Below are 14,978 nucleotides of genomic sequence, written 5' to 3'. Positions count from 1 at the left end.
GGGTGGCTGAGGAGGTCCGGCTGAGCCGGGTTGGTCAGCGGTCCGTTGCGCCGGCTGGTCAGCGGCGGATCACGAAGGCGTCGGGCATCCGGAAGGTGAGGTTGTCCGGATACCATGGAGCACGCACCACGGTTATCCCGTCAAGGAGTGGGGTGACCTGCTCGACCACCACCGCCGCCTCCATCCGGGCCAACTGGTCGCCGAGGCAACGGTGGGCGCCCGCCCCGAAGGCCAGATGCCGGCGCGACCCCCGTTGGCCGGGCCGGAACTCGTCGGGCGCCGGCACGATGGCCGGGTCACGGCCGGCCCGGGCCAGCCACAGCAGCACGCTGGTGCCCGCCGGCACGGCAGTCCCACCCAGCGTGCTGTCCACGGCGGCGACCCGACGCCAGGTGACGATCGGCGGCTCCAGCCGTAGCCCCTCCTCGACCACGTTCGTCACCGAGACGCTGCCGTCCCGCAGCGCGGCGCGAACCGTCGGCTCGCCAGCCAGTCGGTGCAGGAGCAGGGTGAGGAACTGCGACGTGGTCTCCTGACCGGCTACCAGCAGGAAGAACAGCGCCCCGACGAGCACGTCCGGCGGATGCCCGGTGGCGCGCAGGGCGGCGGCCAGCCCACCACCGGTGTCCGCGAACTCCCGCAGCACCTGGTGGAACCGGCCGACCTCGTCGGCCAGGGCCAGCTGGCGGCCGGCGTCCAGCGGGGCCCAGAACAGCTCCAGCGCCGCGCGGGCGAACTGCTTCACCGCCGAGACCGGGGCGTCGGGGAGTTCGACCAGGCGGGCCAGGACCAGCAGCGGCAGGTCGGCGCTGAGCTCGGCGTGCAGGTCGGCGGAGCCACCAGAGTCGAGGGTGGCGCGGATCGCGGCCACCCGCTCGGCCACCAGCCCGGTCAGCCAGGGCCGTTGGGCGGCGACCTTCGCCGGGTGTAGCGCGTCGGCGACGAGGGCGCGGATCGCCGGGTGGCTCACGCCACCGTTGTTGGCCAGGGTCGGGGGGAGGCGGAAGCGGTGTCCGGTGAGCACCCGCAGGGCGGCCACCGGGATCGGGGTGACGGCGTCCAGGGCATTGTCCGGACGGTAGGTCACCTGGTCGGTGAGCACCTGCCGGACCAGCGCGTGCTCGGTCACCACCAGGTGTTCGGTGCCCTGCTGGTCAGCCACCCGGGTGACGGCCGGCCAGTGGGTGCCGGCGGTCTTCGTCCAGCTCCGGAACAGCACGGCGGACACGCTAGCGGGCCGTTCCGGGCAACCCCGCTCGCAGCCGCCACACCGTGGCACGCTTCACGCGTACGCTCTCCAGCGTCTCGGGTACCGGCACCTCGTAGCTGGCCAGCGGGTCGAAGCGGTCGCGGGGCAGGAACGCGCGTTCCGGGTCGCCGACCAGCACCGTGGCCCCCGCGCGGGCGGCCATGAGCAGGAAGCGGAGCATCCGCCGTGCCATCGCCGCGCTGTAGAAGACGTCTCCGGCGAGGATGACCTCCGCGTCGCCCGCGTCGCCGTCGAGGATGTCGGCCAGCTCGGCGTCGAGGCGTACGCCGTTGGCCTCGGCGTTGACGGCGACGGCCGCGACGGCCAGCGGGTCGACCTCGACGGCGCGGACGGCGGTGGCGCCGGCGCGGGCCGCGGCGATGGCCACCAGGCCCGAGCCGGCGGCGAGGTCGAGTACTCGCCGACCGGCGACCAGGTCCGGATGATCGGTGACGTATCGGGCGAGGGCCTGCCCACCGGCCCAGGCGAAGGCCCAGAAGGGGGGTGGTTGGTCACTGCGGAACTCACCCTCGGTCAGTTCCCAGAGCCCGACCGCGTCGTCGGCCTGGTGGAGTCGTACCTCGGGGACGAAGGCAACCGGCGCGAGACGCGCGTGTAGTCGGACGAAGGCGGTGGCGAGTTCGGACACCGAGTGATTCTCCCGCAGCCGGACCGCCAGGGTTACGGCCCGGTCCGGCCCACCGGGGGTACGGCCCGGTCCGGCCCGCGCTCAGTCCAGCTGCGCCGGGTCGAGCCCCAGCTCCCGGGCGGTCACCAGGCGCACCCACTCGGTGAACTGACGTCGGGAGATGACCCGGTCGTGCACCGCGAGCTGGACGGCGAGACCGTCCATCACGGCACTGATCCGCCACGCGGCGCCAGCCGGGTCGGCACACTCGAAGGTGTGGTCGGCTACCCCGGCCGCGATCACCGTCGCCAGATCCTGCCGCCAGCGCAGGTCCAGCCGGCGGGAGGTCTTCTCCAACTCCGGGGTACGCAGCGACTCGGCCCAGCCGTCGATCCACATCGCCCATGACGTGGGACGACCGGCGGGGGCGTAGAGCCGCACCAGCCGGCGGAGCTTGGCCAGCGGCGGGGCGCTGGAGCGCAGCACCGCGTCCAGCCGGGTCAGATCCTGCTCGACGGCGTACGCGAACGCCTCGGCGAGCAGCCGGTCCTTGGTGGCGAAGTGGTAGAAGACCAGTGCCTGACTCACCCCGGCCGCCTGGGCCACGTCCGCGGTGCGGGTGTTCGCCAACCCGCGTTCCACGATCACGTCGCAGGCGGTGCGCAGCAGGGCATCCAGGCGGACCTCGGCCGCACGTCTTGTCACGACCGTTACCGTAGTGCACTCGAACGGGTACTAGCTGTTACCACCCACGGTGAAATCGACCTACCGCAGTCGGAAGTAGGACAGTTCTCTCGGGCACTGCTCCGCCGGGCTCTTCGGTGCTGCGCCGGTTGGTTCTTCGGTGGTTCGGCCCGGTTCGGCCCAGGTGGGTCCTGGCCCTGGTTGAGGTGCGGCGGGGGCGCGCCGAGGGGGTCGAGTTGGCAACTGCTCGCCGGCTCGGCTAAAGTTCTCATCCGTCACCGGGAATCCGGGGCGTGCGGACGTAGCGCAGCTGGTAGCGCATCACCTTGCCAAGGTGAGGGTCGCGGGTTCGAATCCCGTCGTCCGCTCGGAGATGCCGCCACGTTTGACCGGGGGCAACCCGGTGGGGTGGCCGAGAGGCGAGGCAACGGCCTGCAAAGCCGTGTACGCGGGTTCAAATCCCGTCCCCACCTCAGCATCATTGAGGGCGATTGGCGCAGTGGGAGCGCGCTTCCTTGACACGGAAGAGGTCACTGGTTCAAACCCAGTATCGCCCACCAGTTGAGTCGGGCCCGGCACCGTTGGTGCCGGGCCCGGAGTCTTTTGGCCGCCGGTGCCGTCAACCCTGAGATGATCAGATGCCACCGGCGGCGGCGAGGTCAGCCAGCGACGCGGATCTCGGCCGAGTCGGCCTGGCCGGGGGTGCCCGGCTCCAGCGATCTTGCCCTCGGGTAGGGTGAGCTCGTCGTCGGCGCGGTTTCGGCGGCACGCGGACGTAGCGCAGCTGGTAGCGCATCACCTTGCCAAGGTGAGGGTCGCGGGTTCGAATCCCGTCGTCCGCTCGTTCACCGCCAGCTTGGATGGCCGGGTTGCGGTGGTTCAGGGCGATTGGCGCAGTGGGAGCGCGCTTCCTTGACACGGAAGAGGTCACTGGTTCAAACCCGGTATCGCCCACCAGTTGAGTCGGGCCCGGCACCGTTGGTGCCGGGCCCGGAGTCTTTTGGCCGCCGGTGCCGTCAACCCTGAGATGATCAGATGCCACCGGCGGCGGCGAGGTCAGCCAGCGACGCGGATCTCGGCCGAGTCGGCCTGGCCGGGGGTGCCCGGCTCCAGCGATCTTGCCCTCGGGTAGGGTGAGCTCGTCGTCGGCGCGGTTTCGGCGGCACGCGGACGTAGCGCAGCTGGTAGCGCATCACCTTGCCAAGGTGAGGGTCGCGGGTTCGAATCCCGTCGTCCGCTCGTTCACCGCCAGCTTGGATGGCCGGGTTGCGGTGGTTCAGGGCGATTGGCGCAGTGGGAGCGCGCTTCCTTGACACGGAAGAGGTCACTGGTTCAAACCCAGTATCGCCCACTCGTGACACTGGAACAGGATGTCCAGCCATAGATGGCTGTTTATTATTCTTGAACCGCCTCAAGGGATGTATCGGGCTTATCCCGGTGATCTACCTGGATGTGGGGGTCGTTCGGCCTTTCTGTCGTGCTGATCGACATGTCGGGTCACTTCGGCTATTAATAGATGCTTATCAATGTTGAAACAGTCCGTCGTTCGGCGCCGACTCGCCCGGCGGATATCCGTAATCTCGCGGACACCCGGCTGGGCAGCGCCGGGAGACTTGCCTGCTACGGCCCACCGCCATCGACAGCTCCGCCCCACCTCGACACCACCACCCTTCGGGAAGGCCATGGCAATCGGCTGGCCGGTGTTGCCCACACCGATCCGACATCTGCCTTGGAGGAACGATGTCTGTCCTGTCCCGACGGCTGCGGCCACTGGTAGCGGTCGGCGTTGGCCTGGCCCTCGCCGTGCTCCACGTGTCACCCGTGGCGGCTGCCGACACCGACGTCAACTTCGCCTGCCAGGCCCGGCCGCCCATCGTCTCGCCACAGATCTTCGACCTGGCGGCCGGCGTCGACGCGGTCGCCCCCGCCTCGGTCGCCGCCGGTGCCTCCTTCACCGTCGAACTCGCCCCCACACCGCTCACCGTGCCCAGCTCCGTGAACGGATACACGGTGCGGCAGATCAAGGACCTCCAACTGTCGGTGCCCGTTCCGGCGAACGCGACCCTGACCGGACAGCAGATCTCCGGCGGTTCCGGGTTGGGAAGCGCACCGCCCACCGTGCACGTCGCCAACGGCAGGGTCGTCGTGACGGTCCCCGGACCGATCGACGGCGGGAACACCTTCACCCCACCCGTGCTGACGCTGACCATGACCGCCGGTGCCGCCGGCACGACCGTCGAGACGATGGTCGCGGGCAGTAGCTACGGTGATCCTGGCCTCACCTTCACCGCGCGAGTGCCGATCCTCCTCTTCGTCGCCGATGTCCCGACGTCGTGCTATCCCTCGCCCAGTCCGGTGCTCAGCTCCACGACGGTACTCTGATGGCGAGCCGAGCGACCCGTCGGCGATCTGCGGTGGGGAGCCGGGCGGTCCGCCGGCGATCGGTGGTGGCGACCGTCCTGCTCGCCGTGACCGCGCTGCTACTCAGCACGGCGGCACCCGGTGCGGCAGCGGAGTCCGACTGGTGGACGCCGACCGCCCGGCCGGCACCCGACTCCGCGATCGGTGTGACCGGAGCGCCGTTCACCGGCACCGACGCGCAGGGTCAGGTGCGCGGTTTCGTGGACGCGCACAACCACATCATGTCCAACGAGGCCTTCGGTGGGCGGCTCCTCTGCGGCAAGCCCTTCTCCGACGCGGGCATCGCCGACGCCCTCAAGGACTGCCCGGAGCACTACCCCGACGGCTCCCTGGCCCTGTTCGACTTCCTCACCAACGGTGGTGACGGCCGGCACGACCCCGACGGCTGGCCGACGTTCGCGGACTGGCCGGCCCACGACTCGCAGACCCACCAGCAGAACTACTACGCCTGGATCGAGCGGGCCTGGCGCGGTGGTCAGCGGGTCATGGTCAACCACCTGGTCACCAACGGGGTGATCTGCTCGGTCTACTTCTTCAAGGACCGTAGCTGCGACGAGATGACCTCGATCCGGCTCCAGGCCGCCAAGACGTACGAGATGCAGGACTACATCGACCAGATGTTCGGCGGAGCGGGCGAAGGATGGTTCCGCGTCGTCACCGACAGCGACCAGGCCCGCGAGGTCATCCAGCAGGGCAGGCTCGCCGTCGTCCTGGGGGTGGAAACCTCCGAGCCGTTCGGCTGTAAACAGATCCTGGACATCGCCCAGTGCGACGAGGAGGACATCGATCGCGGGCTCGACGAGCTGCACGATCTCGGCGTACGCAGCCTGTTCCTGTGCCACAAGTTCGACAACGCGCTCTGTGGGGTGCGATTCGACTCCGGGACCACCGGGATCGCGGTCAACGCCGGGCAGTTCCTGTCCACCGGCACCTTCTGGACGACGGAGCAGTGCCGGGGGCCGCAGCAGGACAACCCGATCGCCTCCGGAGACCTGTCCGGGCTGGGGGATCTACTGCCATCCGATGTGGAGATTCCGTCGTACTCGTCGGACGCGCGGTGCAACGTTCGCGGGCTGACCAGCCTCGGCGAGTACGCCCTGCGGGGCATGATGGACCGCAACATGCTGGTGGAGATCGACCACATGAGCGTCAAGGCCACCGGCCGGGCGCTGGACATCCTCGAGTCCGTCTCGTACCCCGGTGTGGTCTCGTCGCACAGCTGGATGGACCTGATCTGGAGCGAGCGGGTCTACCAGCTCGGCGGGTTCATCACGCAGTACATGCACGGCGCCGAGCGGTTCATCGCGGACGCGGCTCGGACGAAGGAGCTGCGCGACAGCTACGGCGTCGGGTACGGCTTCGGCACCGACATGAACGGCTTCGGTAGCTGGCCCGGCCCCCGGGGCGCGGACACCCCGAACCCGGTCCAGTATCCGTATCAGTCCGCGGACGGCGGTGCCGTCCTCGATCGGCAGATCACCGGTGATCGGACCTGGGACATCAACGTTGACGGTGCACCCCACTACGGGCTGGTGCCGGACTGGGTGGAGGAGATCCGGGTCCTGGGCGGCCAGGCGGTGGTGGACGACCTGCTGCGCGGCGCCGAGTCGTACCTCGGCATGTGGGGCGCCACGGAGGGCCACGCGCCCGGCGTCAACCTCGCCGCCGGGGCGTCCGCCTCGGCCAGCTCGACCGCGTGGCAGCCGTTCACCACCTACGCCCCCCGCCGAGCCGTGGACGGCGACCTGACGACCCGCTGGGCGAGCTGGTGGAGTGACGACCAGTGGCTGCGACTGGATCTCGGCTCGGCGCAGCAGATTCGACGGGTCACCCTGGAGTGGGCGGGTGAGTATGCCCGGGCGTACCGGATCGAGGTGAGCGCCGACGGCAGCTCCTGGCAGACCGTGTCCTCCATATCGGATGGCGACGGTGGTCTGGACACGGCGATCTTCGACCCAACGTCGGCGCGCTACGTCCGCATCCAGGGTCAGGAGCGCGGAACCGACTGGGGCTATTCGCTGAAGGAGGTCGGCGTCCACGCCACCTGACATCACGGACCCCGCCGGGTGCGCGTCCCGGGAGCCCGAACGCTCTTCTGCCGTCAGCGGAACTGCTGGCGGCAGAACCCGGTAGGCGCAGCCTTCGCGGGCCGGCACGGTGGAGACATGAGACTGCTGGTGCTCGGTGGTACGGGATTTGTCGGCGGGGCGGTGGTCGGTGCGGGGCTGCGCCGGGAGTGGGAGGTGACGGTCTTCAACCGGGGCCGCCACGGGACGACGCCGACCGGTGTGCGGCGGCTCCGGGGCGACCGGACCGCACCGGGCGGGCTGGCCGCGCTCACCGGCCACGAGTGGGATCTGGTCGTCGACACCTGGGACGGGGCGCCCCGGGCCGCCGGGGAATCGGCACGGGCGCTGGCCGGGCAGGTCGGACGCTACGGCTACGTCTCCAGCGGCTCGGTCTACGCCGAGCCGGTGGCGTTGGGGTCGGCGGAGGACGCTCCGGTGGTCGACGCCGCGCCCGACGCCGTCGAGGGCGACTACCCGGCCAACAAGGCCGGTGCCGAGCGGGCGGTCCGGGAGGTCTACGGCGAGCGGGCACTGATCGCCCGGGCCGGCCTGATCCTCGGGCCGGGTGAGGACATCGGGCGGTTGCCGTGGTGGCTGCGGCGGATCGCCCGCGGCGGTGCCGTGCTGGCACCCGGCCCGGCCGACCTCGCCCTGCAGTACGTCGACGTCCGCGACCTGGCGGCGTTCCTGCTCGACCCGAAGGTGCCCGGTGGGACCTTCAACGTGGTCAGCCGTACCGGGCACGCGACGATGGGGGAGTTGCTCGCCGCCTGCGTGACGGCGACGGGGGCTGATGCCCGCCTGCGCTGGACCGAACCGGAGCGAATTCTGGCGGCGGGCGTGGTGCCCTGGAACGACCTGCCGATCTGGATTCCGGCCGGGCACCCGTACCGCTGGTTGCAGGAGCGCGACGTGCGGGCCGCGTACGCTGCCGGGCTGGTGTGCCGCCCGGTGGCCGAGACCGTGGCCGACACCTGGTCCTGGCTGCGGGCGGTCGGCGCGGTGCCGCCCCGCGCGGGCCGTCCGCAACGTGCCCCGGTGGGCCTGGAGCCGGCCCGGGAGGCGGGTTTACTCTCGGCCGGGAGCTGACTGGTGCGTCGGAGGCGGCCGGACGGTCAGAGCTGCGGGACGGTCAGGTCGAGTACCTCGTCAACGTCGCGGCGGGGCGTGGGCCAGCCGGGTTGGCCGTACCCGACCCGCATCACCATCTGCGGGGTGCCGTAGCGGCCCAGCGAGAGCCGAAGCTGCTCACGGGCGGTTGGTACCTCGATGGGTTGGGACAGCATCGACACGGAGAGCCCGGCGTCGGTGGCGGTGAGCAGCGTGCGTTGTAGGGCCTGGCCGGCGATGACCTGGTCAACGGCGGTGTTGCCGGGGCCGCCGAGCACCGCGACGAGGGGCTCCGGTTCGAAGTCGCGGCCGGGGGCGCGTTCCCGGCCGCCGAAGGCGCGCGCGGGCAGCAGATCCTGCGGCTCGAACGGCGGACCGCCGGCGGCAGCGGGCACCCCGTCGGGGGCCTCGTCGTGGTGGACCCACTTCTCCCGCTCGGCGCGGTATGACGGGTTGCGCTCCAGCACCCGGTGGGCGCCCCGGGCGATCTCCGCGAACGCGTTCACCGCGCTTGTGCCGACCAGCAGCTCCAGCCAGCACTCCTCGGCCCGGGACGCCTCGGCGAGCCGCCACCGGGCGTCGGCGGGCACCGGGTCGGGCTGGAAGGGTGCGCGGTTGCTGAACCGGCGGGGGATCGCCGCGTGGAGGGCCTGCTCGATCGGGGTGGCGCGGCGCGGCGCGTCCGGGACCAGCCGGGCCACCACGTCAGGCTCGGCCGGATACGGGCGCAGCCGTACGACCGCTGGCGTCTCCGCCACGGCCAGGGCGAGCCGCAGGTTGAACAGCGCTGCCCCGGCGGCGATGCGGAGACCCCAGCCGTTCGGGTCGGTGGCGGGCAGCCGTCGGGACGGGTCAACCAGCACCTCGATCCCCCCGTCGCGCAGGCGGAACCGCCACGGCTGGGTGTTGTGCAGCGACGGGGCGCGGACGCCGTCGGTCGCGGCGGCACGTAGCTGCGTTACGGTGTAGTAAGCGTCCATGGTGTCGCTCCCTCCGTTGGCGCGCCACGTCTGCTGCTCCTTCCACCGTCTCCCACGCGGAGCCTGGGGGCCCAGGGCCGGATGTCCCTTCCCTGCGGGACCGACTGTCCTGCCCCGAATCGGCGCTTCCGGCACCCGCGCCGTCAACCGGTGATGTCCGTATTGTCGCGCTTATCGGCCCTTGTCGAGGGAGAAACACCGAGCGGGATGCCCGGCCGGGGCGGGTCGGGACCTTCGACCCCTGCGGAACAGCCGCCAGCAGGGTAGAAACAAGGGATGATCCGCGTGTACCTACTCGACGACCATGAAGTCGTCCGTCGTGGCCTTGCCGACCTGCTCACGGCCAGCGGCGACATCGAGGTCGTCGGCGAGTCCGGCCTGGCGCAGGAGGCGGCCCGCCGCATCCCGGCGCTCCGGCCCGACGTGGCGATCCTCGACGCGCGGCTGCCCGACGGCAACGGCATCGACGTGTGCCGGGACATCCGGGCCCTGGACTCGTCGATCAAGGGCTTGATTCTCACCTCGTACGAGGACGACGAGGCGCTCTTCGCGGCGATCATGGCCGGCGCGGCCGGCTACGTGCTCAAGCAGATCCGCGGCACCGACCTGGTGGACGCGGTGCGGCGGGTGGCCGCCGGGCAGTCGCTGCTCGACCCCGCGATCACCACCCGGGTGCTGGAGCGGATTCGCAGCGGCGTCGAGCAGCCCCGGGAGCTGAAGTCCCTGACCGAGCAGGAGCGGCGGATCCTGGAGTACGTGGCAGAGGGCCTCACCAATCGGGAGATCGCCGGCAAGATGTTCCTCGCCGAGAAGACCGTGAAGAACTACGTCTCCAGCATGCTGGCGAAGCTCGGCCTGGAACGGCGGACGCAGGCAGCCGTGCTCGCCACCCGCCTGCTCGGCAAGACCCACTGACCCGCGGGGCGGATCCGGTGCCGCTGGCGGCTCAGCTTTCCAGCGGCACGGACCAGTGCAGTCGGGTGCCGTGCGGGTGCTCTGGTCGCACCTCGAAGACCCCGCCGTGGCGCTCGGCACGCTCCCGTAGGTTGACCAGCCCGCCTCGGGCGGCGGCCGGATCGCAGCCGACCCCGTCGTCGGTGACGGTCACCGAAACCTGACCGGCCGCCACCCGGACGGTGACCGCGACGCGCTGGGCCCGGGCGTGGCGCACCGCGTTCGACAGCGCCTCCCGCAGTACGGCCGTGAGTTCGGGACGCAGCTCGTCCGAGACGGCGCTGTCGATCGGGCCGGCCAACTCCAGCGCGGGTCGGAAGCCCAGCGACCCGGCGGCGTCCTCGACCGCCTCCCGGATCTCCGAGCGTAACTGCGCGGTCATCGGCGTGCGCAGCTCGAAGATGGTGCGACGGATGTCCTTGATCGTGGCGTCCAGGTCGTCCACCGCCGCGTTGATCCGGTTGGCGAGTTCGGGGCGGGTGCTCATCGGCACCGCGCTCTGCAACTGCAGGCCGGTGGCGAACAACCGCTGAATCACCACGTCGTGCAGGTCCCGGGCGATCCGCTCGCGGTCCTCCAGGACCACCAGCAGCTCCCGCTCCTCCTGGCCCCGGGCCCGCTCCATGGCCAGCGCGGCCTGCGCGGCGAAGCTGCCGAGCAGCGCCAGGTCATCCTCGCTGGTCTCGGCGTGGTCAGCGTTGTACGCCACCACCAGCACGCCGTGCAGGGTGTCCGCGGTCGCCAGCGGGGAGAGCACCGCCGGCCCAGTCTCCAACAGCGCCGGCCAGGGCGCGGCGTGGGCGAGGTCCGCCACCCGGTCGTGCCGGCCATGGGTGACGGCGGCGCCGAAACTGGTGTCGGCGGCGGGTAGGACGGTGCCGACCAGGGCAGCGGCCTGGTCCCCCGCGCCGTCAACCACGTCAACGGTGAAGGTGTCCGCGCCGGGGTCGTAGAGCAGCACCAGCGCCAGCTCCGCCTCGGCGACCTCCCGGGCGCGCCGCGCCACCAGCGACAGCGCATCGGTACGGCGGACCTCGCCGAGCAGTAGCGTGGTGATCTCGGCGGCGGCGGCCAGCCACCGCTCCCGTCGGTGCGCCAGCTCGTAGAGGCGGGCGTTCTCGATCGCCACCCCGGCCGCGGCTGCCAGCGCCACCACGATCTCCTCGTCGTCCTCGGTGAACTCGGCCGCGTCCCGCTTCTCGGCCAGGTAGAGGTTGCCGAAGACCTGCTCCCGGATCCGCACCGGGACGCCGAGGAAGCTGCGCATCGGTGGGTGGTGCGGCGGGAAACCGTAGGAGTCGGGGTGCTGGGTGATGTCGGGCATCCGCACCGGGCGCGGATCGTCGATCAACAGGCCGAGGACTCCTCGGCCGTGTGGCAGCTCACCGATCTTGGCGCGCTGCTCGTCGTCGATACCGTGGGTGACGAAGTCATACAGCGTCCGGTCCCGGCCGAGGACGCCGAGCGCTCCGTAGCGGGCGCCGGCCAGCTCGGAGGCCGCCTTAACGATGCGTTGCAGCGTGCTGCGCAGGTCGAGGTCGGTGCTGATGCCGACCACCGCGTCGAGCAGGGCCCGCAGCCGTTCCCGACTGGTGACCACCTGGCTGACCCGCTCCAGCATCTCCTGCAGCAGCTCGTCCAGATGGACCCGGGACAGCGGGGTCAACCCGAGCGAAGGGGTGGCGTGCGACTTGTGTTCGGGACTGGGTGTCACCGGCCGATGCTAACGCCGCCGGCCAGGGACGTGACACGCCCGTCAGGTTTCGCGGACCGCTGAGGTGTCCACCACCTGCCCCGCGGAGAGCCGCGGCGTGTGCGGCGGGCCGGCATGCGTTGGATCCGCGCGGCCCAGCCGCAGCACGAGATACGGGTGTCCCATGCCGGCCAGTACCCCGCGCAGCTCCGCGCGGGTCCCCGGCACCTCGATCACCCCGCTCAACGGCACCACCGAGACGCCCAGCCGGGTCGCCGTGAGCCAACCCGCCGACAGCGCCTCACCGGCCCGCAGCCAGGTGATGGGCTCGTCCTCGTCGCCGTGGAGCAGCGCGTACGCGGCTGCCTGGTCGTGGCCGGGCCCCACCGGCAGCGTGCCGGCCCGGCCGAAGTCCCGGCCGGGCACGGTGGTCTGTGGGGGCGACTCCGGCAACACCGCCGCCGGCAGACCGACACTGTCGGCCCGGCTCGTCCAGTACGCCAGCTCCGCGCGGAGCCGGGGGTCCTCCGACTCCACGGTGTCGGCCTGAGACGCGGCGGTCGCCAGCTGCAACACCTGGTCCCGGTCGAGGAACTGGAGCCGGACCCCTTCGGCGGTGGCCGCCTCGGTGATCTCGGTAAGGGCCGAGTCGGTGATCGGTTCGTCACCGACCGGTCGGCGGTCGGTGTGCCGGATTCGCATGCACTGCACCAGGTGCATCGCCTCGGGGTCCGTCCCCACCCGGGTCAGGCCGGTGAGCCGGGCCAGCAGGTCCGCGTCACCCGGGTCGGGGATCCGCTCCACCACCGTCTGCCACCCCTCGGCGGCCAACGCGACCCGGGCGTGGTGCAGCGCCGCACCGCAGCTCAGGACGAGCAGCCGCCCCTCCGGGTCGGTGGCGGTGAGCTGCCGGTCACGGACCACACGCAGCTCCAGCGCGTCGGGGAGGACCTGCCACCGCCACGGTTGGGTGTTGTGCACCGAGGGGGCGTGACCGGCGGTCGCGGCGGCCTGCGCGAGCGCGGTGGTCAGCGCGTGGTCCGTCTGGCTCATGCTCTCGACCCTTCCCTCGAACACATCGTGCCGCACCCGGAGGGCACCCGGGCGTGGTTGCCGATCCATCCTGCGACATTCTCCCACCGACCACATGGGGCGCAGGTCCCGTCGCCGCCGGACCATTCGACCCGGGTGACGCACTGCCCACCTCGGTGACCCACGGGGACGATTCCGACCCGGCGGGTTCGGTGATGCACCGCCCACCCAGGCCGACTCGCTGGGACGATTTCGGTGATGGCGGCGGAACCGGAGTGCGTGCCCGAGCAGCCGGCGCGGTCCGGGCCGGGTGGCTGGTTGCTCTGGGCGCCGCTGAGCGGGCTGACCGCGCTGGTGCTCGCTGGCGTGGTAGCGCGGCTCGCCGGCCGGTCCGGCCTCGCTGACCTGCTCTGGGCCGCCGCCACCGTGGCCGCGCTGGTGCCGGCCGTCGGGTCGATGCTGCGTGAGCTCTGGCACCGGCGGTACGGCGTGGACGTTATCGCCGTCCTCGCGCTGGCGGGCGCGCTCGTCGTGGCGGAGTACCTGGCCGGGGCGGTGATCGCGGTGATGGTGGCCACCGGTCGGACGCTGGAGGCGTACGCCCAGGGCCGGGCGACCCGCGACCTCCGCGCGCTGCTCGCGCACGCCCCGCGAACCGCGCGCCGACGTGCCGCGGACGGGACGATCGAGGTGGTCCCGGCAGACCAGGTTGCCGCCGGTGACAACCTGCTGGTCGGCCCCGGCGACGTGGTGCCGGTTGACGGACAGCTCGCGTCGGCGGCCACGCTCGATGAGTCGGTGGTGACCGGAGAGTCGCGGCTGGTCCAACGTTCCCCGGGGGACCGGGTGGGCAGCGGCGTGGTGAACGCGGGTGCCGCCTTCGGGCTGCGGGCGACCGCGGACGCGGCCTCCAGCACATACGCCGGGATCGTGCGGCTGGCCCGGGAAGCGACCGCGCAGAAGGCGCCGACGGTCCGACTGGCCGACCGCTACGCGGTCGCCTTCGTTCCGTTCACCCTGCTGCTCGCCGGGCTGGGCTGGCTGGTCTCCGGCGACCTGGTCCGGGCGGTGGCGATCCTGGTGGTGGCCACGCCCTGCCCCCTGCTGCTGGCCACCCCGATCGCCATCGTCTCCGGGCTGTCCCGTACCGCCCGGCACGGTGTCCTGGTCCGCGACGGTGGCTCCCTCGAACTGCTCGGCCGGGCCCGCACCCTGCTGGTGGACAAGACCGGAACCCTGACCGCCGGCCGGCCCCAGGTGGCCGAGACGGTGTCGGCGCCGGGGATCACGGCCGACGAGGTGCTGCGCCTCGCCGCCTCCGTGGAGCAGCTCTCCCCACATGTGCTGGCGACCGCCCTGGTGGAGGGGGCGCGGGAGCGAGAGCTCGGCCTCGCCGAGCCGGAGGGCGTGACCGAGGAGCCGGGCCGGGGCGTACGCGGGCGGGTGGAGGGCCGCGACCTATGGGTGGGGCAGCTCGACAGCACGCCGCCGCAGTGGGCGGCCTCGGCCCGCGACCGCGCTGAGGAGGCCGGGCACTCGCTGGTGTGGGTTGGTGCGGACCAGGGGCCGCTCGGCGTGATCCTGCTCGCGGACCCGGTCCGGTCCGACGCGTCGCGTACCGTCGGCCGGCTGCGGGCGGCGGGGCTGCGCCGGATCGTCATGGTCACCGGTGACCGCCCAGCCACCGCCAGCCGGGTGGCCCGAGAGGTCGGGGTGGACGACGTCCTCGCCCGGTGCGCACCGGCCGAGAAGGCCGACCGGGTCCGCGCCGAGGTGGACCGGGCGGTCACGGTGATGGTGGGGGACGGGGTGAACGACGCCCCCGCCCTGGCCACCGCGGATGTCGGCGTGGCGATGGGCGCCATCGGGGCCACCGCGTCGGCGGATGTCGCCGACGCGGTGCTCACCGTTGACCGGCTGGAGCGCCTGGCCGACGCGGTGGAGATCGCCCGGTACGCGCGCCGCATCGCCGTACAGAGCGCCACGGTGGGCATGGGGCTCGCCGTGCTGGCCATGTTCGCCGCCGCCCTCGGACGGCTGCCGCCGGTGGCCGGTGCCTTCCTTCAGGAGGGCATCGACGTGCTGGTGATCCTCAACGCGTTGCGGGCCCTGCTCGGCCCGGCCACCCTGCGGCGGTGACGCACCCGAGAGCGCGTCC

At 72.0% G+C, this 14,978-nt stretch carries 11 protein-coding genes and 7 tRNA genes; 12 read left to right on the top strand and 6 right to left on the bottom strand.

The annotated features are described in order from the left end of the window. Positions 1-58: 58 nt before the first annotated feature. From SALPAC6_RS0110780 to SALPAC6_RS0110770, 3 genes are all read right to left on the bottom strand, one after another. On the bottom strand, positions 59-1,228 hold the full coding sequence (locus SALPAC6_RS0110780; protein WP_018253424.1) for a cytochrome P450: 1,170 nt from the start codon (positions 1,226-1,228) through the stop codon (positions 59-61). Position 1,229: 1 nt separating this feature from the next. Continuing rightward, on the bottom strand, positions 1,230-1,898 hold the full coding sequence (locus SALPAC6_RS0110775; RefSeq protein WP_018253423.1) for a class I SAM-dependent methyltransferase: 669 nt from the start codon (positions 1,896-1,898) through the stop codon (positions 1,230-1,232). Between the two features lie 81 nt (positions 1,899-1,979). Continuing rightward, entirely contained in the window at positions 1,980-2,582 is a 603-nt protein-coding gene (locus SALPAC6_RS0110770; RefSeq protein WP_018253422.1) for a TetR/AcrR family transcriptional regulator, read from the bottom strand. Between the two features lie 274 nt (positions 2,583-2,856). Between SALPAC6_RS0110770 and SALPAC6_RS0110765 the strand changes: the two genes are divergently transcribed. The 10 genes from SALPAC6_RS0110765 (at position 2,857) to SALPAC6_RS0110720 (ending at position 8,140) form a co-directional block, all read left to right on the top strand. Then, a tRNA-Gly gene (locus SALPAC6_RS0110765) sits at positions 2,857-2,929 on the top strand. Between the two features lie 34 nt (positions 2,930-2,963). Beyond that, positions 2,964-3,034: transfer RNA gene (locus tag SALPAC6_RS0110760), tRNA-Cys, on the top strand. Positions 3,035-3,046: 12 nt separating this feature from the next. Next, a tRNA-Val gene (locus tag SALPAC6_RS0110755) sits at positions 3,047-3,121 on the top strand. A 209-nt stretch (positions 3,122-3,330) separates the two neighbouring features. After that, positions 3,331-3,403: transfer RNA gene (locus SALPAC6_RS0110750), tRNA-Gly, on the top strand. A 40-nt stretch (positions 3,404-3,443) separates the two neighbouring features. Further along, a tRNA-Val gene (locus tag SALPAC6_RS0110745) sits at positions 3,444-3,518 on the top strand. Positions 3,519-3,727: 209 nt separating this feature from the next. Beyond that, positions 3,728-3,800, top strand: a tRNA-Gly gene (locus SALPAC6_RS0110740). Positions 3,801-3,840: 40 nt separating this feature from the next. Further along, positions 3,841-3,912: transfer RNA gene (locus tag SALPAC6_RS0110735), tRNA-Val, on the top strand. A gap of 389 nt (positions 3,913-4,301) precedes the next feature. Further along, complete coding sequence (locus SALPAC6_RS0110730; RefSeq protein ID WP_018253421.1) at positions 4,302-4,943, top strand: hypothetical protein; 642 nt, start codon at positions 4,302-4,304, stop codon at positions 4,941-4,943. A 62-nt stretch (positions 4,944-5,005) separates the two neighbouring features. Continuing rightward, complete coding sequence (locus tag SALPAC6_RS0110725) at positions 5,006-7,030, top strand: discoidin domain-containing protein (protein ID WP_018253420.1); 2,025 nt, start codon at positions 5,006-5,008, stop codon at positions 7,028-7,030. Between the two features lie 117 nt (positions 7,031-7,147). Then, entirely contained in the window at positions 7,148-8,140 is a 993-nt protein-coding gene (locus SALPAC6_RS0110720; RefSeq protein ID WP_018253419.1) for an NAD-dependent epimerase/dehydratase family protein, read from the top strand. Between the two features lie 26 nt (positions 8,141-8,166). Here SALPAC6_RS0110720 and SALPAC6_RS0110715 read toward each other — a convergent pair whose 3' ends face one another. Continuing rightward, on the bottom strand, positions 8,167-9,141 hold the full coding sequence (locus SALPAC6_RS0110715) for an Acg family FMN-binding oxidoreductase (RefSeq protein ID WP_018253418.1): 975 nt from the start codon (positions 9,139-9,141) through the stop codon (positions 8,167-8,169). 276 nt (positions 9,142-9,417) lie between these two features. Between SALPAC6_RS0110715 and SALPAC6_RS0110710 the strand changes: the two genes are divergently transcribed. Continuing rightward, complete coding sequence (locus tag SALPAC6_RS0110710; RefSeq protein ID WP_018253417.1) at positions 9,418-10,056, top strand: response regulator; 639 nt, start codon at positions 9,418-9,420, stop codon at positions 10,054-10,056. Between the two features lie 31 nt (positions 10,057-10,087). Here the strand turns inward: SALPAC6_RS0110710 and SALPAC6_RS0110705 are convergent, their stop codons facing one another. Together SALPAC6_RS0110705 and SALPAC6_RS0110700 are read right to left on the bottom strand one after the other, a co-directional pair. Then, positions 10,088-11,809 carry a sensor histidine kinase gene (locus SALPAC6_RS0110705; RefSeq protein ID WP_026189538.1) on the bottom strand — a complete coding sequence of 574 codons (1,722 nt, stop codon included), beginning with the start codon at positions 11,807-11,809 and terminating at the stop codon, positions 10,088-10,090. 42 nt (positions 11,810-11,851) lie between these two features. Then, positions 11,852-12,841 (bottom strand): Acg family FMN-binding oxidoreductase, encoded by a 990-nt coding sequence (locus tag SALPAC6_RS0110700; RefSeq protein ID WP_397539646.1) that lies wholly within the window; start codon positions 12,839-12,841, stop codon positions 11,852-11,854. Between the two features lie 237 nt (positions 12,842-13,078). Between SALPAC6_RS0110700 and SALPAC6_RS0110695 the strand changes: the two genes are divergently transcribed. Next, positions 13,079-14,959 (top strand): heavy metal translocating P-type ATPase, encoded by a 1,881-nt coding sequence (locus SALPAC6_RS0110695; RefSeq protein WP_018253414.1) that lies wholly within the window; start codon positions 13,079-13,081, stop codon positions 14,957-14,959. The last annotated feature ends 19 nt before the right edge of the window (positions 14,960-14,978 follow it).

Origin of the sequence: Salinispora mooreana (assembly GCF_000379065.1) — a bacterium.
Lineage (GTDB): Bacteria > Actinomycetota > Actinomycetes > Mycobacteriales > Micromonosporaceae > Micromonospora > Micromonospora mooreana.
This window is presented reverse-complemented; position numbering and strand designations above follow the sequence as displayed.